The sequence below is a fragment of the Staphylococcus sp. HMSC069E10 genome (genome assembly GCF_001809205.1).
Taxonomy (GTDB): Bacteria; Bacillota; Bacilli; order Staphylococcales; family Staphylococcaceae; genus Staphylococcus; species Staphylococcus hominis.
This window is the reverse complement of the sequence record NZ_KV796471.1, coordinates 55,214-80,679: the sequence shown is the minus strand read 5'-3', so window position 1 is coordinate 80,679 and position 25,466 is coordinate 55,214. Positions and strand designations below refer to the sequence as shown.

The window sequence follows — 25,466 nt, the reverse complement described above, 5'->3', positions numbered from 1 at the left end:
TAGATGTACATCAGAGGAGTGGTTTAGAATATGGGACAAATTAAAGACATCAATGATTTAGTTAACGCAACATTTCAAGTGAAAAAGTTTTTTAAAGACACTAAGAAAAAATATAATCTGAATTATGAAGAAATTTATATTTTAAATTATATTGTTAAAAGTAAAAAAGATGAAATTACTTCAAAAGAAATTGCAACGTATTCAGAATTCAAACCTTATTACTTAACTAAAGCATTACAAAAATTAAAAGATTTACAATTATTATCAAAAAAACGTAGTATACAAGATGAAAGAACAGTTATTGTTTATGTAACAAAAGAGCAACGCGGGAGAATTAATGCTTTAATTGCTGAATTAGAGAAATATATACAATAGAATGATGATGGGGTAAATGAGTGAGACAGAATGTCTGTCCACTCTTTTTTAATTCTATTATACTATGTGAATGAGATGCTTTATATTATTAAAACCGAGTGTTAAACTATGATTAAATATATCAAATATCGAATAGGTGATAGTCATGTTAGATTCATTTTTAATAAGTAGTGATATTCAAAGAAAATGGATTGAAAAATTTAAAACAATTGAAGATACATTTAAACAAAGAGCAGCAAAAGAAGATATTGACTCTAAATTCCCATTTGACAATATAAAATGGCTTGTAGAGGAAGGTTATAGTGTGTTAACTTTACCTAAATCATATGGTGGAGAAGGTGCAACCATAGAAGATATGGTCGTTTTACAATCGTATCTTGGAGCCATAGATGGCGCTACAGCACTATCTATAGGCTGGCATCTAAGCGTTGTAGGGCAATTATATCAACAGCATATGTGGAGTCAAACTATGCTTGATCAATTTGCAAAAGAAGTAAAAAATGGCGCACTTGTAAATAGAGCAGTAAGTGAAGCGGATACTGGTAGTCCTACTCGTGGTGGAAGACCTGCTACGCATGCAATAAAAACTAAAGACGGATATAAATTAAATGGTGTGAAAACATTTACTTCTATGAGTAAAGCATTGACACATTATATTGTTGCTGCATTTGTAGAAGATATTCAAGAAGTAGGCTTCTTTTTAATTCCTAGAGAGAGTAAAGGTTTAGAAATTGCAGATAATTGGAATATGTTAGGGATGCGTGCAACGGAAAGTCATGATTTAGTATTAAATGATGTTATAGTTCCATTTGAAAACTTTGTAGAAACGAAACATAAACCGCAACCCAATGGATGGATTTTACATATACCAAGTGTATATTTAGGTATTGCCCAAGCAGCGAGAGATTATGCTATTGAGTTTGCCAAAACGCATTCCCCTAATAGTATTGAAGGCACAATTGCTACGCTACCTACTGTACAACAAAATGTTGGGAAAATGGAATCACTCTTATTATCTGCTCGTCATTTTTTATGGAGTACAGCTAGAGGTTACAATCAATATAATGAAACACTTAATATTTGGAATGAAACATCTGCAAGTAAAATTTTAGTCATGAATCAAGGATTAGAAGTAGTGGATCTTGCTATGCGAATAGTAGGGGCGAAAAGTTTAGAAATGGATCGTCCATTACAACGCTATTATCGTAATATGCGTGCGGGCCTACATAATCCTCCTATGGAAGATGCAGCATATACGAATATTGCAAAATCTATACTTGATTTAATGTAGAATGAATTTTTTATGTATAATATGTTTAAAGAAAGCTATGATTACGTATAATGTAGTCATAGCTTTTTTACATATTTTTGGAGGGATTTAATGACTAAAATATATTTTAATCATGATGGCGGCGTTGATGATTTAATATCGCTATTCTTATTACTACAAATGGATAATATTGAATTAGTAGGTGTAAGTACAATCGGTGCAGATTGTTATTTAGAACCTTCTCTAAGTGCGTCATGTAAAATTATAAATCGTTTTTCAAATTTATCTATTGATGTAGCTCCTTCATATGAAAGAGGAGTTAACCCTTTTCCGAAAGACTGGAGAATGCATGCCTTTTTTATGGATGCGCTGCCTATTTTAAATGAGGAATGGATTGATAAACGTTCTATAACGAGTACATTTGAAGCTTATGAGGATATTATTAATGTATTAAATAATAGTAAAGAAAAGGTGACTTTATTGTTTACTGGTCCGTTAACTGATTTAGCCAAAGCAATCAAATATGATAAAACAATAGTAAACAATATTGAAAAGTTAGTTTGGATGGGAGGAACATTTTTAGAAAAGGGAAATGTAGAAGAACCCGAACATGATGGCACAGCTGAATGGAATGCTTTTTGGGATCCTGAAGCTGTTAAAACAATATTTGATACGTCTATCAAGATAGAAATGGTAGCGTTAGAAAGCACTAATCAAGTACCATTGACACCAGCTATTCGTCAAATGTGGGCAAATCAACGTCAGTTTATAGGAGTTGATTTTTTAGGCATCAGTTATGCAGCTGTACCTCCTCTTACTCATTTTGTCACCAACTCTACTTACTTTTTATGGGATGTATTGACGACTGCTCAAATTGGTAAAGAAAACTTAACAGATTCTATAGAACTTAAAGTAGATGTATGTACAAAAGGACCAAGCCAAGGACGCACATATGAGAGCGATGATGGACGTATGGTGCATGTCGTTAATCATGTCAATCATGATGAATTCTTCAACTATATTACGTCTTTAGCTAAAAAAGTAGTTCATTAACTTTAAATGTAAACTTTTTATATAAAATAGTTTACATAAGTGGTATAATTTTCTTCATAAAAGGAGGAAATCAAATGAGTACAAAAAATTTAGTATATACAGCGTTAATGACAGCGGTTATTTGTATTTTAGGCCTAGTACCCGGAATACCGTTACCATTTATGCCTGTACCAATTGTATTACAAAATATAGGTATCTTTTTAGCAGGAGTTATATTAGGACGTAAATACGGCGCACTCAGTGTTATTATCTTCTTATTATTAGCAGCCACAGGTTTGCCATTATTATCAGGTGGACGCGGTGGAATAGGTGTGTTTGCAGGTCCTTCAGCAGGATTTTTATTCTTATATCCAGTAGTGGCGTATCTTATAGGTTTAGTAAGAGATCGTTTTAAAAATCATATTAATTTCTTGACATTATTTATTGGTATACTTGTATTTGGTGTTTTATTATTAGATATTGTAGGAACAATCATTATGGGATTCATTATACATATGCCTATAAGTAAAGCATTTTTATTATCATTTACATTTATTCCAGGAGATATTATTAAAGCGATTATTGCGAGTTTAATCGGCACAACATTACTTAACCATTCACGTTTTAAGAATTTGATATAATAGTACAAAATATACATAGTTGGGTGATGGTTACTATGACATACATAACAATGAAGCAGATTAAAGAAAATGGAAAAATATACTTAGAAGATGAGTTGAATATTATATATTTAACACCTTCTGATCCAATGACATATCACATGAATAAGTGGCAGTACAAAACGTTACCTTCAATTAATCAGTGGTATTCAGATATGGAGAAACAACGAATTTTGCATAAAAAACAACATTCTTCTCATTTATCTTTTACATTTCCAGAAAACCAATTACTGCATTCTACATGGTTAGAAGCGATACGCAATGAAGGATTTCAATTAGGACTACTTGAATTGTACGCGATAGATAGTGTTACATTAAAACAATTTGAGAGCAATATTCAGGTAGATATTGAACCTGTAACTTCATTTAACATGGAAGATTATTTAAGTGTTTACAATGAATTTTCAAAACCGTATGGCGAAGCGTTTGTTAAAGAAAGTGAAGAACGAACGAGAGAGGCAATATTAAATCAAATAGATGATGTCACTCGTATAGTTGCATATTATCTTCATAAACCTGTGGGGATTTTGGATGTTATAGTTACAGATGAAACCGTTGAAATTGATGGGTTCGGCGTTTTAGAAGACTATCGTCATAAGGGAATAGGTACTACGATGCAGTCCTATGTAGGTCATTTAGCTGGTTCTCGACCCGTCATATTAGTGGCAGATGGTGATGATACAGCAAAAGACATGTATATAAAACAAGGCTATATTTTTCAAAGCTTTCAATATCAGATAGTCAAAGAAGATGCAATATAAATAAAAGTAGGGAGTGAAAAATGAATTTATAATAAATTCTATTTCACTCCTTTTACACGTTCTGGATGACTATAAATATTAAAAGAATTACCTCTAATAAAACCAATAGCAGTAATATTTAAGTCATGTGCCAGTGTTACTGCTAATGTGGTAGGTGCAGATTTTGATAATATAACACCAACACCGATTTTAGCTGCTTTTAGTAAAATTTCAGATGATATGCGTCCACTAAAAATAAGTACTTTATTTCTAACAGGAATTTGATGAGTAAGACAAAAACCGTAAAGTTTATCTAAGGCATTATGTCTACCTATATCTTGACGATGTTCAAAAAATGCCTCACCATCACTAATTGCTGCGTTATGCAAGCCACCTGTTTGTTTAAATAAGGTACTTGCACTTTGTAAACCTGTCATCATATTTAAAATTTGTCTTGGAGTGAGAATGATATTAGACATAGACGTTTTAGCAATTGCTGCATCATTTTGAAAATAAAATTCTCGACTTTTTCCACAACATGAAGCAACCATGCGCTTTGTAGAATACTCAAAACGGTCGCTTAATGACTTAGTTAATTCTACATGAGCAAACCCTTTACTATCATCAATTTGTAAATGTTTAATTTCTTCTTTTTTATAAATGGCTCCTTCAGATGCTAAAAATCCTATGACTAACTCTTCTAAATGTGTCGGACTGCAGATTACTGTAGCAAATTCTTTTCCATTTACCATAATGGTTAATGGAAATTCGGTTACATAGCTGTCTTCAGTTTCGATGAGTTGCTCATCTTCATACCTAATAATTGGTTGATTTTGAACGGCATCTTTATCCATGAATGTCTCCCCTTTGGTTATAACTACTTTATACTGTATCATTATATTCACAAAAAGTATTTCAATATTGAATGATTATATAAAACTTTATATTTTAAAATTTAGAAATAAATATAAAATACGGTAAAACTGTTCAAAAGATATAAAAAGCGTATAATATTTGATTGAATAGGGGGCATAAAAATAAATGACTGTAAAACGATTATTAGCGGTGTTAGGGACTTTCATTATCATTATAGCAGGTTGTTCAAATTCAAAAGATAATGACAATAGCAAGCAATCTTCAAAGTCAAATAATAGTGATAATCCTAAAACTGAATTGAAAGTTTCAGCAGCAGCAAGTTTAAGTGATGTAAGTAAAGCATTAAAGAAAGAGTTTGAAACAACACATAAAAATGTAAATGTAACATTTAATTATGGTGGATCAGGGGCCTTAAGACAACAAATTGAAAAAGGTGCACCAACTGATGTCTTTATGTCTGCAAATACGAAAGATGTAGATATGTTGAAAAAACATAATCAAGCTCATAATACATATAAATACGCACATAATCAGTTGGTATTGATTGGTGATAAAAACAGTGATCAAGCTTCAGTAAAAGATTTAAAAGACAACGAAAAATTAGCTATTGGTGAAGTGAAAACTGTACCAGCAGGTAAATATGCGAAACAATATTTAGATAATCAACATTTATATAGTGATGTAAAAGATAAAATTGTATATGCCAAAGACGTTAAACAAGTATTAAATTACGTTGAAAAAGGTAATACTCAAATGGGATTTGTATATGAGACCGATTTATATACGAATAATGAAAGAACAGATAAAGTAAATGAGATTAAAAAAGCGGATTTGAAAAAACCTATCACTTATGAAGCGGGAGCAACATCAGATAACAAATTTGCTAAAGAATGGATAGAATTTTTAAAATCTAAAAAAGCGAAAGATATTTTAAAAGAATATCACTTTAAAGTATAGGGGGATGACATATGCCTGATTTAACACCTCTATGGATTTCTATTAAAGTAGGATTTATCAGTACGATAATTGTCTCTATATTAGGAATTTTTATTTGTAGAACGTTATATAAAAGAAAAGGGCATGCAACTCAATTTCTTGAAAGCTTAATATTATTACCTATTGTTTTACCACCGACAGTACTAGGGTTTATACTTATTATTGTTTTTTCACCTAGAACATTTGTGGGCCAATTCTTTCAAAATGTACTTCACTTACCCGTAGTATTTACAATGACAGGTGCAGTAATTGCATCTGTCATTGTTAGTTTTCCACTGATGTACCAACATACTATTCAAGGATTTCGAAGTATTAATCCTAAAATGTTAAATACTGCACGAACAATGGGAGCAAGTGAACGTAAAATCTTCTATCGTTTAATTCTACCATTATCTAAACGCTCAATTATTGCGGGTATTATGATGAGTTTTGCGAGAGCTATTGGAGAATTTGGTGCAACATTGATGGTTGCAGGATATATTCCAAATAAAACCAATACTCTGCCACTGGAAATCTATTTTTTAGTAGAACAAGGAAAAGAGAATCAGGCATGGTTATGGGTACTTGTACTCGTTGCATTTTCTATTACAGTCATTAGTATGTTGAATTTTGCGAATCGTGATAAAGTTCAGGAGGTAGACTAGATGTTACAAGTTAAATTACAACATCAGTTAAAGCAAACGTTGATTCATATTAACATTGAAGATACAAAAGCTAAAATATATGCAATACAAGGTCCCTCCGGTATTGGAAAAACGACAATATTAAATATCATTGCGGGATTAAGACAACCAGATGAGGCTTATATCAATATTGATAATCATCTATTAGTGGATACTGAAAACCATATTAATGTAAAGATTCAACAACGCCAAATTGGCTATTTATTTCAAGATTATCAACTTTTTCCTAACATGACGGTTCTTCAGAATATTACATTTATGACTAAACAGTCTAAACATATTGATGAGCTTATTCAACGTTTAAATATTAGCCATTTAATAAATCAATTTCCGCCGACACTGTCTGGTGGGGAAGCCCAACGTGTAGCACTCGCGCGAACTTTAAGCACGAAACCCAATTTAATTTTACTTGATGAACCTTTTTCAAGTTTAGATGATATTTCTAGAGATGAAGGCATCCATCTAGTTAAGCAAATTCATGAGGAATGGTGTATACCTATTATTTTTGTAACGCACTCTAATTATGAAGCAGAAGTATTAGCAGATGAAATTATTCAAATTAAATAAATAGGAGTAGGATATCGAAGTTTAGAACGTTTTAGATTTCTGTCCTACTCCTATTTCGTTATAATAAAAAGAAGAGAGAATGTTGAGAGAGGTTTCAAATAATGACTCAAGAACGTTATTCAAGACAAATTTTATTTAAAGATATTGGAGAACATGGACAACAAACCATTAATCAGAAACATGTATTGATTGTTGGAATGGGCGCTTTAGGTACCCATGTAGCTGAAGGACTTGTTCGTGCTGGTATTCAAGAGTTGACTATTGTGGATAGAGACTATATTGAATATAGTAATTTACAAAGACAGACATTGTTTACAGAAAGTGATGCAGATCGTATGCTGCCAAAAGTGGTTGCTGCACAAGATCACTTAAAACATATTCGTTCTGATATAAAAATGAATATTTATATTGAACATGTAGATGCTCAATTTTTAGAGCAATATGCAACGAGTGTAGATTTGATTATTGATGCAACGGATAATTTTGAAACAAGACAATTAATCAATGATTTTTCCTATAGGTATCGCATTCCTTGGATTTATGGTGGAGTAGTTCAAAGTACCTATGTAGAAACTGCATTTATTCCAGGTCAAACCCCTTGCTTTAATTGTTTAATGCCTCAGTTACCAGTTATAAATCTGACATGTGATACTGTCGGTGTGATTCAGCCAGCCGTAACGATGACCACAAGTTTTCAATTACGGGATGCTTTAAAGATATTGATTGGTAAACAGATTCCCACAAAGCTGACATATGGAGATATTTGGGAGAATACACATTGTTCTTTTGGTTATAGTAAAATGCGTCGTGATGATTGCCCAACTTGTGGTAAGAATCCTAGCTTTCCGTATTTATATGCTCATTCGACTTCATATGCAACTTTGTGTGGTAGAGATACAGTTCAATATGAAAATAAAGACATTACAAAAAAAGTATTAGTTGATTTTCTTACAGCACTCGATATTCGTTACCATGAAAACCAATATATGTTAGTATTTGAATTTAAAAAACATAGAATTGTATATTTTGAGGGTGGGCGAATGTTGATTCATGGTACAACTAAGAAATCTGAAGCAATACATTTAATCAATCAACTATTTGGATAAGGAGAGAATGATGATGCATCAGCATGATAACAAAGAAGTTAAAAAAACAATTCAATGTGCAGTGTTAACAATTTCTGATACACGAAATAAAGAAACAGATAAAGGCGGTCAATTAGTTCAAAAGTGTTTGAAAGAACTGAATATAGAAGTGACAGAAGAACACTATCATATCATTAAAGATGACAAGGAAGACATCCAATCTCAAATTGACGAATGGTTAGCATCAGATATTGATGTCATTATAACGACTGGAGGCACTGGTATAGCACAACGTGATGTGACTATAGAAGCTGTAAAACCACTTTTAGATAAAGAAATTGAAGGATTCGGCGAACTTTTTAGATATTTAAGTTATACGGAAGATGTAGGAACAAAAGCGCTTCTCTCAAGAGCATTAGCGGGAACAGTTATGAGTAAATTAATCTTTACGTTGCCGGGATCAACTGGGGCAGTAAAGTTAGCAATGACTAAACTCATTATTCCGGAATTAAATCATATGGTTTATGAACTCCATAAATAAAATAGTCATAAAAAGCATTGTAAATCATAGGTTTCCCTAATTGAAAATGCTGCTTATGACTATCATAATAGAAGAAAATCATAAAGATTAATCACATTGACGGTGATAATCTCCAGATTTACCTCCAGATTTTGATTCAAGGTATGTGTCACCAATGATCATTCCTTTATCAGCTGCTTTTGTCATATCATATACTGTGAGAGCTGTAACTGAAGCAGCTGTTAAAGCTTCCATTTCAACACCAGTCTTACCTGTAGTAGAAACCGTAGCAGTAATGCTTAATTGATAGTGGCGTGGTGTGTTTGCTTGATTCCAAGAGAATTCAATATCTATTCCAGTTAAGGGCAATGGATGACACATAGGAATAATAGTCGATGTATTTTTAGCAGCCATTATACCTGCAATTTGAGCAGTATTAAGTACATTACCCTTTTTATTTGTATTGTCTATAATTTGACGGTAAATCGTCTCATTCACTGTGATGCTTGAATGCGCTTTAGCGATACGTTTTGTAATACTTTTATTAGAAACATCAACCATTTTTGCATTACCTTGATGATTGATATGTGTAAAATTTGACATAAATAGCCTCCTATAGAAATATCTAAAAAATCATAACATATAAATAAAGTTATAAACATTTATTTTTAATGAGTACATCATTATCTTACTGAGTTTATAAAATAGTATAGCATGAATTTATCGTGTAATTGGAGTTGATAAAATGGTAGTTGAAAAAAGAAAACCAATACCTATTAAAGAAGCAATTGAACGTATTGTAAAACAAGATATATATACTCAACAAAATAATATATCATTAGAGGACAGTTTAGGATATGTCTTAGCAGAAGACATTGTAGCAACTTATGATATACCACGTTTCAATAAATCGCCGTATGATGGTTTTGCTATAAGAAGTGAAGATTCGGCTGGTGCCTTTTCAAAAAATCGTAAAACGTTTAAAGTGATAGATCATATTGGTGCAGGCACAGTATCTCATAAAACAGTTGGAGAAAATGAAGCAGTTCGTATTATGACAGGCGCTCAAATTCCTGAGGGTGCAGATGCAGTAGTGATGTTTGAACAAACTGTGGAAAATGGAGATACATTTACGATTAGAAAACCTTTTGAAGAGAATGAAAATGTGTCGCTAAAAGGAGAAGAAACTAAAACAGGAGATATCGTTTTAAAAAAAGGACAAGTCATTAATCCTGGAGCTATTGCAGTACTAGCGACCTATGGTTATACAGAAGTGCCTGTATTTTTAAAACCAAGTATTGCAGTTATTGCTACTGGAAGCGAATTATTGAATGTAGACGAAGAATTACAACCAGGAAAAATTAGAAATTCTAATGGTCCGATGATACAAGCGTTAGCTGATAAAATGAGATTAACGATAGAGCCTTATAGTATACAACAAGATGACTTAGAAAGTAGTATTCAAGTCATCACTAAAGCAATGAAAGATCATGATATTGTCATTACTACTGGAGGCGTTTCGGTAGGAGATTATGACTTTTTACCAAAGATATACAAAGCAATTCAAGCAGAAGTGTTATTTAATAAAATTGCGATGCGTCCTGGAAGTGTGACAACTGTGGCAGTTGCAAATAAGACGTATTTATTTGGTTTATCAGGGAATCCATCGGCTTGTTTTACTGGTTTTGAATTATTTGTTAAACCAGCAGTGCAACATATGATGCAAGCCAAAGCAGTTTACCCTCAAGTTGTGAAAGCAACATTAATGGAAGATTTTGCGAAAGCCAATCCATTTACAAGATTTATTCGAGCAACTGCATCTTTTACTCATAATTGTGCGACTGTGGTTCCATCCGGATTTAATAAATCGGGTGCTGTGGTAGCAATAGCACATAGTAATGCAATGATTATGTTGCCAGGGGGTACAAGAGGATTTAAAGCCGGCCATACGGTAGATGTTATTTTAACTGAATCGAATGTTTTCGAAGAGGAACTATCATTATGATTTTACAAATAGTTGGTTTTAAAGATTCGGGTAAAACAACGTTGTTACAACAATCTATTACATTTTTAAAATCTCAAGGCTATCACATTGTGACGATTAAACATCACGGACATGAAAAAGATGATATTACACTTCAATCATCTAATGTGGATCATATGAAACATTTTGAAGCTGGTGCAGATCAGAGTATTGTTCAAGGATCTGCTTATCAACAAACAGTAACACGTAGAAATCAGCCGTCGCTTGAACAACTGATAAAAGAAAGTGTAACTATTAGTTATGACGTTATTTTAGTTGAAGGGTTTAAAAATGAGGATTATGACAAAATAGTGGTATATAAAACCCAAGAAGAATTAGAAGAACTGAGACTTCTTACACATGTTCAATATTTTTATAATTATAATAATGAGAATGCTTTAAAAAACTATGAGCAATGGTTACTAAAATGGATGAAACGAAAGGATGAACATAAAAATGAAACAATTTGAAATCGTGACGAATCCAATTGAGCCCGAACAATATAGAACATTTACTTTAAATGAACATCAAGGAGCTGTTGTTGTATTTACAGGTCATGTTCGCGAATGGACTAAAGGGGTGAAAACAGAATATCTTGAGTATGAAGCTTATGTTCCAATGGCTCAAAAAAAACTAAAACAAATTGGAGAAGAAATTACACAGCGTTGGCCAGGAACGATAACAACGATTGTACATCGTATTGGTCCCCTACAAATCTCTGATATTGCAGTATTGATTGCTGTCTCTTCGCCACATCGTAAAGATGCCTATCGTGCAAATGAGTATGCGATTGAAAGAATTAAAGAAGTTGTGCCAATTTGGAAAAAAGAAATTTGGGAAGACGGTGCAGAATGGCAAGGACATCAAAGAGGAGATTATAGTCAAGCAACTAAAGGAGAGGCTTAAATGAGAGTATTATATTTTGCAGAAATAAAAGAAATATTAGAAATGAATTCAGAAGACATTGATTTAATAGAAGATATTACAGTAGAAACGTTTAAAGAATTATTATTTGAACGTCACCCATCCATTCGTGATAAAAAATTTCAAGTAGCTGTAAATGAAGAATTTGTTCAACTTAATGATATTGTAAAGCAAGATGATGTTGTTGCGTTAATACCTCCAGTTAGTGGTGGTTAAATATGAAAGCAATTATTCTAGCTGGGGGACACTCTAAACGTTTTGGTAGTCCTAAAGCATTTGCTTGTATTCACGGGGAAATGTTCTATAAACGAATTATTAACACATTAACAGAAACGAATTTATTTGACGATATTATTATAAGTACAAACAAACAACTTAAGAATGAATTTGAGTATAAACATATTATGGTAGATGAAGAAACACATGCAGATAAAGGCCCGTTATCAGGAATCTACACAGTTATGAAACATTATAATAATGAAGAATTATTTTTTGTGGTCTCTGTAGATACTCCTATGATTACTAAAGAAGCAATAAGTCAACTATATCAATTTACAATTTCACAGCGTATGGAACATCAAGCCGATATTATAGCTTATTCAGACGATGATAAACCTATACCGACCATTGCTTTTTATAGTCGAGGAGTCATTTCGAATATTGAAAAAGCACTCAATTCTAATGATTATAGTTTACAGCATGTATATAAAAATGTGATAACATGTTTTCTAGATACTAAAGAGGTTCAGCCTTTAAAAAATTGGTCTAAAAATATTAATTATCAAGATGATTTGAATACTTTACTTCATCAGATTAATGATTAAAGGGGGACACGTTAATGACGATCCAAATTAAAGATAAATTAGGACGTCCTATAAGAGATCTACGAATTTCTGTAACAGATCGTTGTAATTTCAGATGTGATTATTGTATGCCAAAAGAAATATTTGGTGATGATTTTGTTTTTTTACCTAAAGAGGAATTACTTACATTTGATGAAATTACAACAATTGCCAAAGTTTATGCTGAATTAGGCGTGAAAAAATTAAGAATCACTGGTGGAGAACCTTTATTACGACGTGATTTATATAAATTAATTGAAAAACTTAATCATATTGAAGGTATTGAAGATATTGGTATGACCACTAATGGTTTACTTTTAAAAAAACATGGTCAAAAGTTGTATGATGCAGGATTGCGTAGAATTAATGTAAGTTTAGATGCAATTGATGATGAAGTATTTCAAGCAATCAATAACCGTAACATTAAAGCTTCTACCATCTTGCAACAAATTGATTATGCAATATCTATTGGATTTCATGTAAAAGTAAATGTAGTGATACAAAAAGGAATTAATGATGATCAAATCCTACCTATGATTGAATATTTTAAAGATAAACATATTCAAATAAGATTCATTGAATTTATGGATGTAGGTAATGATAATGGTTGGAATTTTAGTAAAGTTGTTACGAAAGAAGAAATGCTATCTACTATTGAAGAAGAGTTTGATATAGAACCTCTTCCACCTAAATATTTTGGTGAAGTTGCCACATATTATAGACATAAAGATAATGGTGCACAGTTTGGTCTAATCACAAGTGTTTCAGCTTCATTTTGTTCTACTTGTACAAGAGCAAGATTATCATCTGATGGGAAATTTTATGGATGTTTATTTAGTGTGATTGATGGTTTTGATATTAAATCATTATTGCGTAGTGGTGCTACACATCAAAAATTAAAAGACACGCTCATTTCATTATGGCAAGCACGTGATGATCGTTATTCAGATGAACGAACAGAACAAACAGTAAGAAATCGACAACGAAAGAAAATTAATATGAATTATATTGGTGGTTAATCTATACAGAAGCAAGTGATAATCATATGTGATATCACTTACTTCTGTATTTTAATTTGATAGTATTTTTAATTAATTTTAATAATTTCAAAGTAATTTATATTAATCACTAAACAGATATAAATTAATATTTGTAATAGATTAAATTGTGCATATGTTATATAATTAAATTAAGCAATTTTATTATATTATGTATTTATACAACTTAGAATCAACTTTGGAGGCATGTACTATGAATAATAAAGTGACTCGCTTTATTGAAGCGGAAAGAGAACTTAGTCAATTGAAGCATTGGTTGAAAATGACGTATAAAATTTCTATTGAGGAATTTGTTGTTTTATTTAAAGTGTATGAAGGTAAAAAAATTAGCGGAAAAGAGTTACGCGATACATTACATTTTGAAATGTTATGGGATACAAGTAAAATTGACGTCATCATCCGCAAAATTTACAAGAAAGAATTAATTTCTAAATTACGTTCTGAAACAGATGAACGACAAGTATTTTATTTCTTTAATGCGTCGCAACAAAAAGTATTAGATAAAATGAAAAATGAAATTGAAGCTATTAGTATTGCAAATTAATTAAATAAAAAGAGCACCTCTAATATTCTATAACGAATCATAGGGGTGCTTCTTTTTATATATTAAATGAAAGATTAATACGTATTACCATTCACTTTTCTACCATGAACAATTAAATAAAGTACCGTACATAAAGCGGCTACAATAGCCATAATGAAATAAACTTGAGTATACGTGATTGAACCTGTAAATAATCCAAGCAACGATGGACCAAAACCAATACCAATATCTAATCCAATAAAGTAAGTTGAAGTTGCAATTCCATATTTACTTGAAGGTGACACTTTAATTGCAATGGCTTGCATAGAAGAAGAGAGATTTCCATAGCCAATACCTAATAACACGCCAGCAAGTAATAATACCCAACCATTATAGCTAAATACTAATAAAACAAATGTGATAATTAAGGCAAGAAATGCTGGATAAACCACAACATTTTCATTTTTTGCATCAATCATCCTACCAGCAATAGGTCGAGTGATTAATGAAGCGACCGCATAGAAAATAAAGAAATAACTAGATGCTTCTAACAAATGACGTTGCTCAGCAAAAGATTTTAAGAATGTTAGGATTGAAGCATAGTTCAACCCGATAATCATCATCACAATTGCTACTGGTACAGCTTCTTTAGCAATGAAATTATGAATGTTGAAACCAGAAGCTTGGGCTACTTTTCTATCAATTGCATTTTTAGTAGGATTAAAGTCAATTTTAATAAAGACTGAAACAATTAAACTTGCAATTCCTAGTATAAGACAGATAAGAAATAGTAAATTAATTGAGAATGATTTCAATAATAAAATTCCAAAGAAAGGACCAATGGCTGATCCAAGAACAAGACTTAGTGAAAATAAGCTAATGCCTTCACTTTTACGTTCTACAGGGGTAACATGTGCAGCAATTGTACCTGTAGCTGTCGTTGCGATAGCTGTAGCAATTCCATTTAGGAGTCGTACTAACATCAAGATGGTTATCGATCCTGGGATAAAATAAAGTAACTGAGTAATGATTAGAAAAATTAAACCAGCAATTAAAATCTTTTTAGGACCAAAACGATTGACATACTTTCCCGTTCCAAAACGTCCTATCAATGATCCGATAATAAATAGTCCTACAACAAGTCCAGATAAGCTGTCCGACACATGATAGGATGTTTTAGAATAATCAGCGATGATAACTAATAATAAGTACATACACAAATAAACAAAGAAGTTAATCATAAAATTGATCGTAAAACTTTTAGTAAAAATAGGTTGTTTAGTAGTACTAGTCTGATTCATGAGGATCCCCCTTCAATAATGTGTTATGTAATTTTTTCATAATTGCTATGACGTGATCCAAATCATCATTAGATATATTAGATTGATGGATTAAATCTTCTTGAATAGGTGTAATACAAGCATTAATGTTCTCAAATAATTGCTGTCCTTTTTCAGATAAACTTAATAGCTTTTCACGTTTGTCAGTACCTGGAGTAACCAAAAGTAAATCTTTTTCAAATAGTACTTTAATAATTTTACGCGCAGTTGGTTTTTCAATAAAACGACGTTTAGATATTTGAACTAAAGTCGTTTGGTCATATGTAGCAATATCTTTAAGCACTAACCACTGACCTGTATGTAGACCAAACTGATCTAATATAGATTGAGTACGTTTAATATAAGGACGATAAATACCAATAAAACTATTAAAAAATTCATTTGTGAGCATTTTGAATTATCTCCCTCAAAAATAGTTAGCAAGGCTAACTAATTGATGACGAAAAATATTATACGCCGATTTCATTCATTTTTCAACACTAAATATAAGTTATAGAGTAAAGTATAGTGAAATTTGTTAAAATACAATTAAGTTTAAATTAGTAAAGGGGATATTGATAAATGAAGTTGAAATTTGATCATATGATTCATTACGTCGATCAATTAAAAGGATTTAAATATCCAGGTGAGTTATTAAAAATTCATTCTGGAGGCAAGCATCATCAATATGGCACTTTCAATCGTTTAACTTATATAAATGGAAATTACATCGAACTCTTAGATGTTGAAGATGTCGAAAAGTTAAAGAAAGAAGCTAAAACTGAAGAGGGTAGAGTCGCTTTTGCAACGAAAATTGTTCAAGATGATTTTAAGCAAGGATTTAAAACAATGGCATTTAGAACGGAAGATATAGAGAGGGTAAAACAATCTTTAAACGAACGTCATATTGATACGATTGGTCCTATACATATGGACAGAGAAGATAAAAAGGGTGAAAAGATAAGATGGAAGTTACTCTATATCGCTGATCCCGACTATATGGTTAGGCCACCTTTTTTTATTGAGTGGAATAAAAATAAAGTCGATCATATGCAAAATTTAGACTCATTTTTTCAGAAACAATTTAAAATTGATAAAATTATTATAGATAGTTCTAAACGCTCTAAAACCTTAACTAAGTGGCAAAGCTGGTTTAATATGGACATTATAGAAGAAAATGAGAACTACACTGACTTAAAATTAGAGGGGGATACTATCGTTTATCGGATTCAAGATGCGGCTCAATCTGGATACAATACCATTGTTTTTAAAGATAATGAAACTACGACTCCTTATTCAATTATTATTAAAGGAGCCAAATATCGTTTCGAACCGAATGAAGGAACTAATTAAATAGATAGGTATAAGTACTATGTGCGATAAAAGCAATATGAATAAAAACTAGTACTAGAGAGATTAAGCTTAATATTAAAGAAAAACGATTTGTTTTTAATAATATAAATAAAATGGTAAGTACAAGTGATAAAGCGACAAACATCACTCTCAGACTAAAAAAATTTATAGTTAAAGGATGAGCCATTGTATAAATTATTGCAATAGCATTACATACAATAAATATAAGTAAAATTATATTTCTCAATTTTAAAAACCTCTTTAATAAAAAATAGTAGTGTTTTTCATTCATTAAGTATAACAAAAAGAATAGCTTTTTGAAGAAAATTCAACTTCTATTATGAGTTTGTCGACACTCTCAAATCTACAATGTATAATGATAAGTAATGCAAAGATAAAGGAGTTTTATATAGCATGGAAAAGATGAATATCACAAATCAGGAACATGACGAATTTGTAAAAACTCATCCGAATGGTGATTTATTGCAACTGACAAAGTGGGCAGAGACAAAGCGCTTAACTGGATGGTATTCAAAACGTGTGGCAGTAGGTGAAAATGGTGAAATTAAAGGTGTAGGACAGTTATTATTTAAAAAGATACCGAAGTTACCATTTACATTATGCTACGTATCACGTGGATTCGTAGCCGATTATAATGATAGAGATGTACTGAGAGCACTTTTAAATGAAACAAAAAAAATCGCTAAAGAAGAAAAAGCGTATGCGATTAAGATTGATCCAGATGTTGAAGTAGAACATGGCACAGAAGCACTTAAAAATTTAAGAATGCTTGGATTTAAACATAAAGGGTTTAAAGAAGGATTATCAAAAGACTATATTCAACCTCGTATGACAATGATTACACCTATTGATAAGACGGATGATGAAATTATTCAAAACTTTGAACGTCGTAATCGTTCTAAAGTTAGATTGGCGCTTAAACGAGGTACTAAAGTTGAACACTCAAATCGTGAAGGGCTTAAAACATTTGCGAAATTAATGCAAATTACGGGTGAACGTGATGGCTTCTTAACACGTGATATTAGCTATTTTGAGAATATTTATGACTCATTACATGAAGATGGGGATGCAGAATTATTCTTAGTGAAATTAGAGCCACAACAAGTGCTTGATGAAACGAATAAAGATCTAGAAGCTCAAGAAGCAGAAAAAGCTAAACTAGAAGCGAAGTCAGAAGCACGTCCAAATGATAAAAAAACAGCTAACAAATTAAATGATGTAAAAAATAAGATTTCTAAGACAACTGAATTAAAAGAAGATTTAGAAAGATTAAATCAAGAACATCCAGAAGGCGTATATTTATCAGGCGCATTACTTATGTTTGCAGGTAAAAAATCATATTACTTATATGGAGCTTCTTCAAATGATTATCGTGATTTCTTACCGAACCATCATATGCAATATGAAATGATGAAATACGCAAGAGATCATGGTGCAACAACGTATGACTTTGGTGGCACAGATAATAATCCATCAAAAGGTTCTGAACACTATGGATTATGGGCTTTTAAACGTGTATGGGGCACTTATTTAAGTGAAAAAATTGGTGAGTTTGATTATGTCTTAAATCAGCCGTTATATCAATTAATCGAACAAGTTAAACCAAGACTTACAAAAGCCAAAATTAAACTCTCTCGCAAATTAAAACGTAAATAATTAATTTACAGTATTGTAGATACAGTATTTAATCTGAACGATTCTATAAAGAAACGTTCAGATTTTTTTACCAATATTAATAACTTATTATAGGAGAAGTAATTAAATGATTAAAAAGATGCTTCAATTTTCATTAGGTAATAAGTTTGCTATTTTCTTAATGGTTCTTTTAGTCATTATAGGTGGCATATATTCAAGTGCTAAACTTAAATTAGAATTATTACCTGATGTTGAAAACCCAATTATTTCTGTCCAAACGACGATGCCAGGCGCTACACCTCAAACGACACAAGATGAAATTAGCTCGAAAATTGATAAACAAGTCAGATCACTCGCTTATGTAAAAAGTGTAGAAACACAATCGATATCTAATGCTTCAATTGTGAAAGTTGAATATAACAACGGAACTGACATGGATAAAGCTGAAGAAGTACTGAAAAAAGAAATAGACAAAATCGATTTTAAGGATGGAGTAAGTGAACCAGAATTAATACGTAATTCCATCGATGCTTTTCCTATTGTAGCTTACTCATTTACAAATAAAAGTAATGACTTAAGAACTACGACAAAAGAAATTAATGAACAATTAATACCTAAACTTCAAACTGTTGATGGTGTTCAAAGTGCACAACTGAATGGACAAACTACCCGTCAAGTTACTTTAAAATTTAAACAAAAAGAATTGGATAAAGTAAGGTTATCTGCGGAGGATGTTGAAAATTACATTAAGACAGCGACAAGAGAAACACCACTCGGTTTATTCCAATTTAGAAATAATGAAAAATCTCTCGTTGTGGATGGTCAATTTAAATCAGTCAGTGCATTAAAAGATTTAAACATCCCGCTTTCTATAGCAGGCCAAGGACAATCAAGTGACTCTAACGATAATAGTATTAGTAGTACTGGCCAAGAGGGTAGTCAATCATCTAGTGCAAGTCAATCGCAAACGAATAGCTCTTTAAAAGGAACAAATGGTCAAATGCCAAGCGTGCCACTTAAAGATTTAGCTAACATCACTGTGGGCGATGAACGAGATTCTATTTCAAAAACAAATGGTAAAGACGCAGTGAACGTACAAGTAATGAAAGCACAAGATGCAAATACAGTTCAAGTGGCTAGAGCAACGCAAAAGAAAATAGACGAGTTTGTTAAGAATAATAGTGATATCAAAGCTACAAAAACAATGGACACAGCTAAACCAATTGAAGATTCATTATATACTATGATTGAAAAAGCGGCATTAGGTACCATCGTCGCAATTATTGTTATTTTATTATTCTTAAGAAATATTAAAACAACAGCGATATCTATCGTTTCAATTCCGTTATCTATTTTGATTGCACTTATTGCACTGAAATTAAGTAATGTATCACTTAATATTTTAACTTTAGGTGCATTGACGATTGCGATTGGTCGGGTCATAGATGATTCTATTGTTGTAGTAGAAAATATCTATCGACGATTATCAGATCCAAGTGAACAATTAAAAGGGAACAATTTAGTTATTAGTGCAACGAGAGAGGTATTTAAACCTATTTTATCTTCTACGATTGTTACAATTATAGTTTTCTTACCGCTAGCTTTTGTTTCCGGCTCAGTAGGTGAAATGTTCCGACCATTTGCGTTAGCTATCACATTTAGTTTACTGGCTTCGCTTCTTGTTTCTATTACTGTTGTGCCAGCCCTTGCCTCAACATTCTTTAAAAATGGAATAAACATAAAGGGCAATGTTAATGAAGAAAATAAATTAGGAGGGATTAGTAAGGGATATAAACGAGTACTTGGTTGGTCACTTAATCATAAATGGCTTGTTCTTATTATTAGTATTGTTATATTAATTGCGAGTATAGGAATTGGTGCAGCTAAATTAGGAACAAGTTATATTTCTACAGGGGAAGATAAGTTTTTAGCGTTAACTTATACACCTAAACCAGGAGAAACTGAAGAAGCAGTACTTAAACATGCTGAAAAAGCTCAAAAATACCTTCAAAGTAAAGATAAAGTTAAAACAGTTCAATTTTCTGTAGGGGGCCCTTCTCCAGCAGATCCAACGGGAAGTACGAATAGCATGGCTATTATGGTGGAATATGATTCGGATACGCCGCACTTTGAGGAAGAACCAGATAAAGTGGTTACACATCTTTCTAAAATGAAAAACCCAGGTAAATGGAAAAATCAAGACTTAGGTACAGGAGCTGGAAACAATTCAGTGGACGTAACTGTTAAAGGATCTTCTACTGATGCAATTAGAAGTACAGTAACTAAAGTTGAAAATAAAATGAAATCCATTAAAGGTGTAGCAGATGTCAATTCAGATTTATCACAAACCTATGATCAATATGAAATCAAAGTAGATCAAAATAAAGCAACAGATAAAGGTATTTCAGCTGCACAATTAGCATTGAATTTAAATGAGAACTTACCAGAAAAAACAATTACAACTGTTAAAGAAAATGGTAATAATATAGATGTAAAAGTAAAACAGAATAAACAAACAAATTGGTCTCAAAATAAACTAGAAAACATCGACTTACATGCACCAAGTGGAGAAACTGTTAAATTAAAAGATATTGCACGTCTAAACAAAACAACAACACCAAGTAAACTTGTTCAAGAAGATGGCGATTATGCTACAACAATTTCAGGTAAAATTACCGCTTCTGATGTTGGTGGAACTTCTAGTAAAGTGATGCGTGAAATCAATACAATTGATAAACCTAATAACGTTAAGTTTAATGTTGGTGGTGCAACAGATGATATTAATACAGCTATGAGCCAACTCGCTTTTGCAATGCTTATTGCTATTGTTATTGTGTATCTTGTGTTGGTTATCACATTCAAAGGTGGTTTAGCACCATTTACAATTCTATTCTCATTACCATTTACAGCTATTGGTATAGTATTTGCATTATTGATTACCGGAGAAACCATTTCAGTACCAAGTTTAATTGGTATGTTGATGTTAATTGGTATTGTTGTTACAAATGCAATTGTATTAATTGATAGAGTGATTTCAAATGAACAACAAGGTATGTTAATGAAAGAAGCTTTAATTGAAGCGGGTGGAACCCGAATTAGACCTATTTTGATGACTGCAGTTGCAACAATCGGTGCATTATTACCATTATTATTTGGGCAAAATAGTTCAATTCTAATTTCTAAAGGAATGGCCGCTACAGTCATAGGTGGATTAGTATCATCAACACTACTAACCTTAATCGTAGTGCCAGTTATCTATGAAATACTCTTTACTTTAAAAAACAAACTTACACGTAAATAAAGATAAATTTAGGATAAGTCAAAAAAAGCAATTGAGACGTATGCACATACGTTCAATTGCTTTTTTATTAATACATAGTAAAAGTTAAAATAATATATATTACAAAAATAATAATAGATATAATATTTAAAATTGAAACACCTTTATAATCGTTTTTAAGTGCTTTAAAAGCTGTAACTTCTACATTTCCTACAAGAAGAAGCAATACAACAAATACCCACCAATTTTCACTAGGAAATTGGATCGTAGTGATAGCTACTACAAATAATAATAATATTCCCATAATAAGACGTAAAATATGTACGAACATTGATTTCATTTTAAAAATACTGATATAACTTACAATAAGATACAGTATGGGTAATAAAATTAAGTATATTTTCACTTGATGACATCCTTTCTATTACGACTAATATCATAGCATTCATGAACTTTCATGCCTAGATATATTGAAAAATTATTTCTGATGTAATTTTGAACGTATGTCTGAAATTTCTTTTTCAATTTCTTCTAATTGTTTTACTAAAGGATCAATCTGTTGATTTAGTGATTCTTTTTTCTCTAAATCATTTTGTAAACGAATATAATCGTATTTAAGCTCAGCTAATTGTGATTCTAAGTCCATGTCTAGTCGAACTCCTTATTTATTAATATAATTAGTAATGATTATAGCATGAAACAAGTAACTTCTAAAAATACTGTTAATTGTGTTAGAGTAATTAGTTGTAATGGAATATTAGGGAAGAAGGGATGAATTGTGACTGAGCAATTTATAATCATTATTTTGTTAATTGCATTAGGTTACTTACTTAAACGTATTAATTTTATTAAGTCTGCAGATAGTCAAGTATTGTCTACGCTTGTATTGAATGTCACATTACCTTCTTTAGTTATTGTCAATTTAAATAGTGCGAATCTTGATTTATCATTTTCTATTTTACCAATTATGATGCTCATCTATGGCATATTGGCCAAAGTAATTATGGTTGCATTATTTAGAAAATATGATAATCATGTCAAGGGTTCAGTAGGTATGATGGCAGCGTCATTAAACATTGGTTTATTTGCTTATCCACTTGTAGAAACAATTTGGCCTGAAAATGGTATGATTTATTTTGGTATGGCCGATATCGGTGGGGCAATTATTATGTTTGGAGTCACTTACTTTGTAGGTAGTTATTACAGTGAAGGTAGTGATCAATTTAATTTCAAATTTTTAGGGAAAAAGTTAATTTCTTCAGTACCACTCGTTACTTATATTGTAATGTTTATACTTAATATGGCTAATATTCATTTACCAAAAGCTTCAATTGACTTTTTTACCATTATTTCTAAAGCGAACATGCCATTATCAATGATTTTACTTGGAATTATGTTGAGCTTCAGAATTGAAAAACAATTTTTACCAATTGCAGTGAAATATTTAATTGTCCATTACGGACTTGGATGTATTGCTGGTTTATTAGTCCACTTTTTCTTACCAACATCGGATGATATGATTAAAACAACGTTATTAATTACATGGTTACTTCCTGTGGGTGTGGCAATTATTCCATATTCAATTCAATTTAAATATAAAACATTACCATTAGTTGGAATGGTTACTAATATTTCTATTGTGATAAGTATTATTATTATATATATTTATCAAGCTATCTTTGTATAAAAACTATATATATATGAAAAAAGCAAGCGATTTTTAATCATCGCTTGCTTTTTTACTTTATAGTATGATTACCCTTTTCCCCCCATAAATGCAGGATAGTTCATCATACCACCATCAACATATAATGTTGTTCCATGAACATAACTAGCTAAATTAGAAGCTAAGAACAATGCACCGTTTGCTACATCTTTTGCATCACCGATTTCTCTAGCTGGAATCATTTCTAATGTTTCGGCACGTGTTTTTGGATCAGAGAATTTTTCTTTTGTATGCTCAGTCACAACGGCACCTGGAGAGATATTATTAATACGAATGCCATGTTGGGCATATTCCATTGACATTGTTTCCATCATTAACTTAAGACCGCCTTTACTTGCAGCATAGTTAACGTAATTTGGCCAAGGAATGGTATCATGCACGCTTGAAGTATTAATAATAATACCTTTCTTATCTTCTTTTAAAAATTGCTTTACCGCTTCACGTGAACCAATAAATGCACCAGTTAAGTTAATATCAAGAACTTTTTGCCATTCAGCCATAGACATTTCATGACTTGGAGTGGCTTTTTCAAAACCAGCATTATTAATCATGATATCAATTGTTCCAAATTCTTTAACAGCCGTTTCTACTAATCGTTTCACATCTTCTTCGACTGAAACATCGGCTTGCACCGTAATTGAGTCACCGCCAGATTTTTTGATTGTTTCTTGAAGGGCATCAAGTTCTTTCATATGACTTTCTGATCTATAATTTAAGACTACTTTCGCTTTTTCTTTACCAAAAACTTCCGCCATTGCTTTTCCTATGCCACTGCCAGAGCCAGTAATAACAACAACTTTATTTTCTAATTCAGAAAACATTGTATGACCTCCTCAATATACTTATTTTAAGTTTCCTAATATAATTGCTGCGATGATAATCAACGCAATACCTGACCAAATCCCAATCATTTGGCGTCGATCTTTTTTCTCACCTAATAAGAATATACCACCAAGAGTAGAAACTATAACTAATAATTGTGATAATGAGAAACTTGTTGCTACACCAACTTTAGGTTGAGAATAGAACATAAATAAGTTACCTATTCCCCAAACAATCCCTGGAATAATATTAAGTGTGGTAGATTTAATATTTGTTTCATGTCTCATTGAAAGTAAAAATCCACCAATAGCCATACCAACTGATTGGAAGAATAAGGCATCAGTACCATTTACGCCAAATATATTCCCGATTACTACATAACCTACATAACCTAATGTACCTACAACTAGAATCACCATTGCTTTACTAAAATTAGGATCTTTTGTAGAACGCTCATTTTTTCCTTTTAGTGATGTAAGGGCAATCCCTGTTACTAATAAAACCATTGCAATAAGTCCTAAAGTAACTTGTAATCCAGTACTCCATTCACCTAAAAAGATAGCACTAAATAAAGTTGTACCTACTAATTGTAAACCAGTAGAAATAGGCATTGTTTTAGATACGCCGACAAGGTTAACAGATTGTAATTGAGTTCCTTGACCGAATGCCCACATTGCACCAGAAATTAACCCTACAATGATGACAGTAGGGTTATCAAATTGTGCATGACCTGTAAGAAGTAAGATTAAACCAATAACCAATGTACCTAACGTTGTACCTCTAATTTGATTGTATGGACCTCCTCCTACAAATACATTGATTAATACGAGACTTCCCCAAAATAATGCAGGTAATAAGGCGATTAATATGTTAATAATCTGCATTTATTACTCACTCTCCTTTTCAAAAATAAGTGCTTTCCTTTCCATAACACTTGGTGAATATTTTATATTATTTGTGATTGATATAAAACGCAATTGCTCATTTTTTTATAAAATATAAAAGACTAATATTATAAAAATGTATAGCCTAAGTATTTTAGTAAGCTGAATTTAATATAGGAGTTTTACTTTAAATTAATAAGTTGAGATGGAAAGTAACACTATTGCTATACAT

At 31.6% G+C, this 25,466-nt stretch carries 29 protein-coding genes; 21 read left to right on the top strand and 8 right to left on the bottom strand.

Annotated elements, in window-relative coordinates:
- Positions 1-30: 30 nt before the first annotated feature.
- From HMPREF2561_RS01745 to HMPREF2561_RS01725, 5 genes are all read left to right on the top strand, one after another.
- Entirely contained in the window at positions 31-375 is a 345-nt protein-coding gene (locus tag HMPREF2561_RS01745; protein WP_017174877.1) for a transcriptional regulator, SarA/Rot family, read from the top strand.
- A 145-nt stretch (positions 376-520) separates the two neighbouring features.
- A complete protein-coding gene (locus HMPREF2561_RS01740; RefSeq protein ID WP_019835265.1) occupies positions 521-1,666 on the top strand; it encodes an acyl-CoA dehydrogenase family protein in 1,146 nt (381 codons plus the stop codon).
- 90 nt (positions 1,667-1,756) lie between these two features.
- Positions 1,757-2,698, top strand: a complete 942-nt coding sequence (locus HMPREF2561_RS01735) for a nucleoside hydrolase (RefSeq protein ID WP_049414036.1) — start codon at positions 1,757-1,759, stop codon at positions 2,696-2,698.
- A gap of 74 nt (positions 2,699-2,772) precedes the next feature.
- Positions 2,773-3,318, top strand: coding sequence for a biotin transporter BioY (locus tag HMPREF2561_RS01730; protein WP_002448536.1), 546 nt, complete (start codon positions 2,773-2,775; stop codon positions 3,316-3,318).
- A gap of 35 nt (positions 3,319-3,353) precedes the next feature.
- The gene (locus HMPREF2561_RS01725; RefSeq protein WP_002448609.1) at positions 3,354-4,118 is read left to right on the top strand and encodes a GNAT family N-acetyltransferase; all 765 of its coding nucleotides are present in this window, start codon (positions 3,354-3,356) and stop codon (positions 4,116-4,118) included.
- Positions 4,119-4,156: 38 nt separating this feature from the next.
- Here the strand turns inward: HMPREF2561_RS01725 and fdhD are convergent, their stop codons facing one another.
- Positions 4,157-4,951 (bottom strand): formate dehydrogenase accessory sulfurtransferase FdhD, encoded by a 795-nt coding sequence (gene fdhD / locus HMPREF2561_RS01720; protein WP_048762104.1) that lies wholly within the window; start codon positions 4,949-4,951, stop codon positions 4,157-4,159.
- Positions 4,952-5,138: 187 nt separating this feature from the next.
- Here fdhD and modA point away from each other — a divergent pair, with 187 nt between their 5' ends.
- The 5 genes from modA to HMPREF2561_RS01695 all read left to right on the top strand — a co-directional run bounded on the left by modA (position 5,139) and on the right by HMPREF2561_RS01695 (position 8,845).
- Positions 5,139-5,930 carry a molybdate ABC transporter substrate-binding protein gene (gene modA, locus HMPREF2561_RS01715; RefSeq protein ID WP_048762102.1) on the top strand — a complete coding sequence of 264 codons (792 nt, stop codon included), beginning with the start codon at positions 5,139-5,141 and terminating at the stop codon, positions 5,928-5,930.
- An 11-nt stretch (positions 5,931-5,941) separates the two neighbouring features.
- On the top strand, positions 5,942-6,613 hold the full coding sequence (gene modB / locus HMPREF2561_RS01710; protein ID WP_017174870.1) for a molybdate ABC transporter permease subunit: 672 nt from the start codon (positions 5,942-5,944) through the stop codon (positions 6,611-6,613).
- The gene (locus HMPREF2561_RS01705) at positions 6,614-7,219 is read left to right on the top strand and encodes an ATP-binding cassette domain-containing protein (RefSeq protein WP_017174869.1); all 606 of its coding nucleotides are present in this window, start codon (positions 6,614-6,616) and stop codon (positions 7,217-7,219) included. It begins immediately after the preceding gene.
- 101 nt (positions 7,220-7,320) lie between these two features.
- Positions 7,321-8,325, top strand: a complete 1,005-nt coding sequence (locus HMPREF2561_RS01700) for a ThiF family adenylyltransferase (RefSeq protein WP_048762099.1) — start codon at positions 7,321-7,323, stop codon at positions 8,323-8,325.
- A gap of 13 nt (positions 8,326-8,338) precedes the next feature.
- Positions 8,339-8,845: a MogA/MoaB family molybdenum cofactor biosynthesis protein gene (locus HMPREF2561_RS01695; RefSeq protein WP_017174867.1), complete on the top strand. Its 507-nt coding sequence runs from the start codon at positions 8,339-8,341 to the stop codon at positions 8,843-8,845.
- An 87-nt stretch (positions 8,846-8,932) separates the two neighbouring features.
- Here the strand turns inward: HMPREF2561_RS01695 and moaC are convergent, their stop codons facing one another.
- Complete coding sequence (gene moaC / locus HMPREF2561_RS01690; RefSeq protein WP_048762098.1) at positions 8,933-9,427, bottom strand: cyclic pyranopterin monophosphate synthase MoaC; 495 nt, start codon at positions 9,425-9,427, stop codon at positions 8,933-8,935.
- Positions 9,428-9,569: 142 nt separating this feature from the next.
- Here moaC and glp point away from each other — a divergent pair, with 142 nt between their 5' ends.
- The 7 genes from glp to HMPREF2561_RS01655 all read left to right on the top strand — a co-directional run bounded on the left by glp (position 9,570) and on the right by HMPREF2561_RS01655 (position 14,215).
- Positions 9,570-10,829 carry a molybdopterin molybdotransferase MoeA gene (glp, locus tag HMPREF2561_RS01685; RefSeq protein WP_017174865.1) on the top strand — a complete coding sequence of 420 codons (1,260 nt, stop codon included), beginning with the start codon at positions 9,570-9,572 and terminating at the stop codon, positions 10,827-10,829.
- Complete coding sequence (gene mobB, locus HMPREF2561_RS01680) at positions 10,826-11,317, top strand: molybdopterin-guanine dinucleotide biosynthesis protein B (protein WP_017174864.1); 492 nt, start codon at positions 10,826-10,828, stop codon at positions 11,315-11,317. Before glp ends, mobB begins: the two co-directional genes overlap by 4 nt.
- Positions 11,304-11,753: a molybdenum cofactor biosynthesis protein MoaE gene (locus HMPREF2561_RS01675; protein WP_048762097.1), complete on the top strand. Its 450-nt coding sequence runs from the start codon at positions 11,304-11,306 to the stop codon at positions 11,751-11,753. Before mobB ends, HMPREF2561_RS01675 begins: the two co-directional genes overlap by 14 nt.
- Positions 11,754-11,987, top strand: a complete 234-nt coding sequence (gene moaD / locus HMPREF2561_RS01670) for a molybdopterin converting factor subunit 1 (protein WP_017174862.1) — start codon at positions 11,754-11,756, stop codon at positions 11,985-11,987.
- Between the two features lie 2 nt (positions 11,988-11,989).
- A complete protein-coding gene (gene mobA, locus HMPREF2561_RS01665) occupies positions 11,990-12,595 on the top strand; it encodes a molybdenum cofactor guanylyltransferase MobA (protein ID WP_017174861.1) in 606 nt (201 codons plus the stop codon).
- 14 nt (positions 12,596-12,609) lie between these two features.
- Positions 12,610-13,632: a GTP 3',8-cyclase MoaA gene (gene moaA, locus HMPREF2561_RS01660; protein ID WP_017174860.1), complete on the top strand. Its 1,023-nt coding sequence runs from the start codon at positions 12,610-12,612 to the stop codon at positions 13,630-13,632.
- A 232-nt stretch (positions 13,633-13,864) separates the two neighbouring features.
- Positions 13,865-14,215 (top strand): SarA family transcriptional regulator, encoded by a 351-nt coding sequence (locus HMPREF2561_RS01655; protein WP_017174859.1) that lies wholly within the window; start codon positions 13,865-13,867, stop codon positions 14,213-14,215.
- 74 nt (positions 14,216-14,289) lie between these two features.
- On the opposite strand, the gene HMPREF2561_RS01650 is transcribed toward HMPREF2561_RS01655, so the two are convergent.
- Together HMPREF2561_RS01650 and HMPREF2561_RS01645 are read right to left on the bottom strand one after the other, a co-directional pair.
- On the bottom strand, positions 14,290-15,495 hold the full coding sequence (locus HMPREF2561_RS01650; protein ID WP_070468268.1) for an MFS transporter: 1,206 nt from the start codon (positions 15,493-15,495) through the stop codon (positions 14,290-14,292).
- A complete protein-coding gene (locus tag HMPREF2561_RS01645) occupies positions 15,482-15,925 on the bottom strand; it encodes a MarR family winged helix-turn-helix transcriptional regulator (protein WP_048682439.1) in 444 nt (147 codons plus the stop codon). The genes HMPREF2561_RS01650 and HMPREF2561_RS01645 overlap by 14 nt, the downstream gene beginning before the upstream one ends.
- A gap of 170 nt (positions 15,926-16,095) precedes the next feature.
- On the opposite strand from HMPREF2561_RS01645, the gene HMPREF2561_RS01640 reads away from it, so the two are divergent.
- From HMPREF2561_RS01640 to HMPREF2561_RS01625, 3 genes are all read left to right on the top strand, one after another.
- Positions 16,096-16,866 (top strand): VOC family protein, encoded by a 771-nt coding sequence (locus tag HMPREF2561_RS01640; RefSeq protein WP_019834797.1) that lies wholly within the window; start codon positions 16,096-16,098, stop codon positions 16,864-16,866.
- A 414-nt stretch (positions 16,867-17,280) separates the two neighbouring features.
- Positions 17,281-18,543 carry a lipid II:glycine glycyltransferase FemX gene (locus tag HMPREF2561_RS01630; RefSeq protein ID WP_048762090.1) on the top strand — a complete coding sequence of 421 codons (1,263 nt, stop codon included), beginning with the start codon at positions 17,281-17,283 and terminating at the stop codon, positions 18,541-18,543.
- 106 nt (positions 18,544-18,649) lie between these two features.
- Positions 18,650-21,823, top strand: coding sequence for an efflux RND transporter permease subunit (locus tag HMPREF2561_RS01625; protein WP_048762089.1), 3,174 nt, complete (start codon positions 18,650-18,652; stop codon positions 21,821-21,823).
- 67 nt (positions 21,824-21,890) lie between these two features.
- Here the strand turns inward: HMPREF2561_RS01625 and mspA are convergent, their stop codons facing one another.
- Together mspA and HMPREF2561_RS10685 are read right to left on the bottom strand one after the other, a co-directional pair.
- A complete protein-coding gene (gene mspA, locus HMPREF2561_RS01620; RefSeq protein ID WP_019834800.1) occupies positions 21,891-22,208 on the bottom strand; it encodes a membrane stabilizing protein MspA in 318 nt (105 codons plus the stop codon).
- 72 nt (positions 22,209-22,280) lie between these two features.
- Positions 22,281-22,448 (bottom strand): SE1832 family protein, encoded by a 168-nt coding sequence (locus HMPREF2561_RS10685; protein WP_101804312.1) that lies wholly within the window; start codon positions 22,446-22,448, stop codon positions 22,281-22,283.
- A 132-nt stretch (positions 22,449-22,580) separates the two neighbouring features.
- Between HMPREF2561_RS10685 and HMPREF2561_RS01615 the strand changes: the two genes are divergently transcribed.
- Positions 22,581-23,489, top strand: coding sequence for an AEC family transporter (locus tag HMPREF2561_RS01615; RefSeq protein WP_048762087.1), 909 nt, complete (start codon positions 22,581-22,583; stop codon positions 23,487-23,489).
- A 68-nt stretch (positions 23,490-23,557) separates the two neighbouring features.
- Here HMPREF2561_RS01615 and HMPREF2561_RS01610 read toward each other — a convergent pair whose 3' ends face one another.
- A complete protein-coding gene (locus HMPREF2561_RS01610) occupies positions 23,558-24,349 on the bottom strand; it encodes a glucose 1-dehydrogenase (protein WP_019834801.1) in 792 nt (263 codons plus the stop codon).
- A gap of 21 nt (positions 24,350-24,370) precedes the next feature.
- The gene (locus HMPREF2561_RS01605) at positions 24,371-25,234 is read right to left on the bottom strand and encodes a GRP family sugar transporter (RefSeq protein ID WP_017174849.1); all 864 of its coding nucleotides are present in this window, start codon (positions 25,232-25,234) and stop codon (positions 24,371-24,373) included.
- Positions 25,235-25,466: the final 232 nt, after the last annotated feature.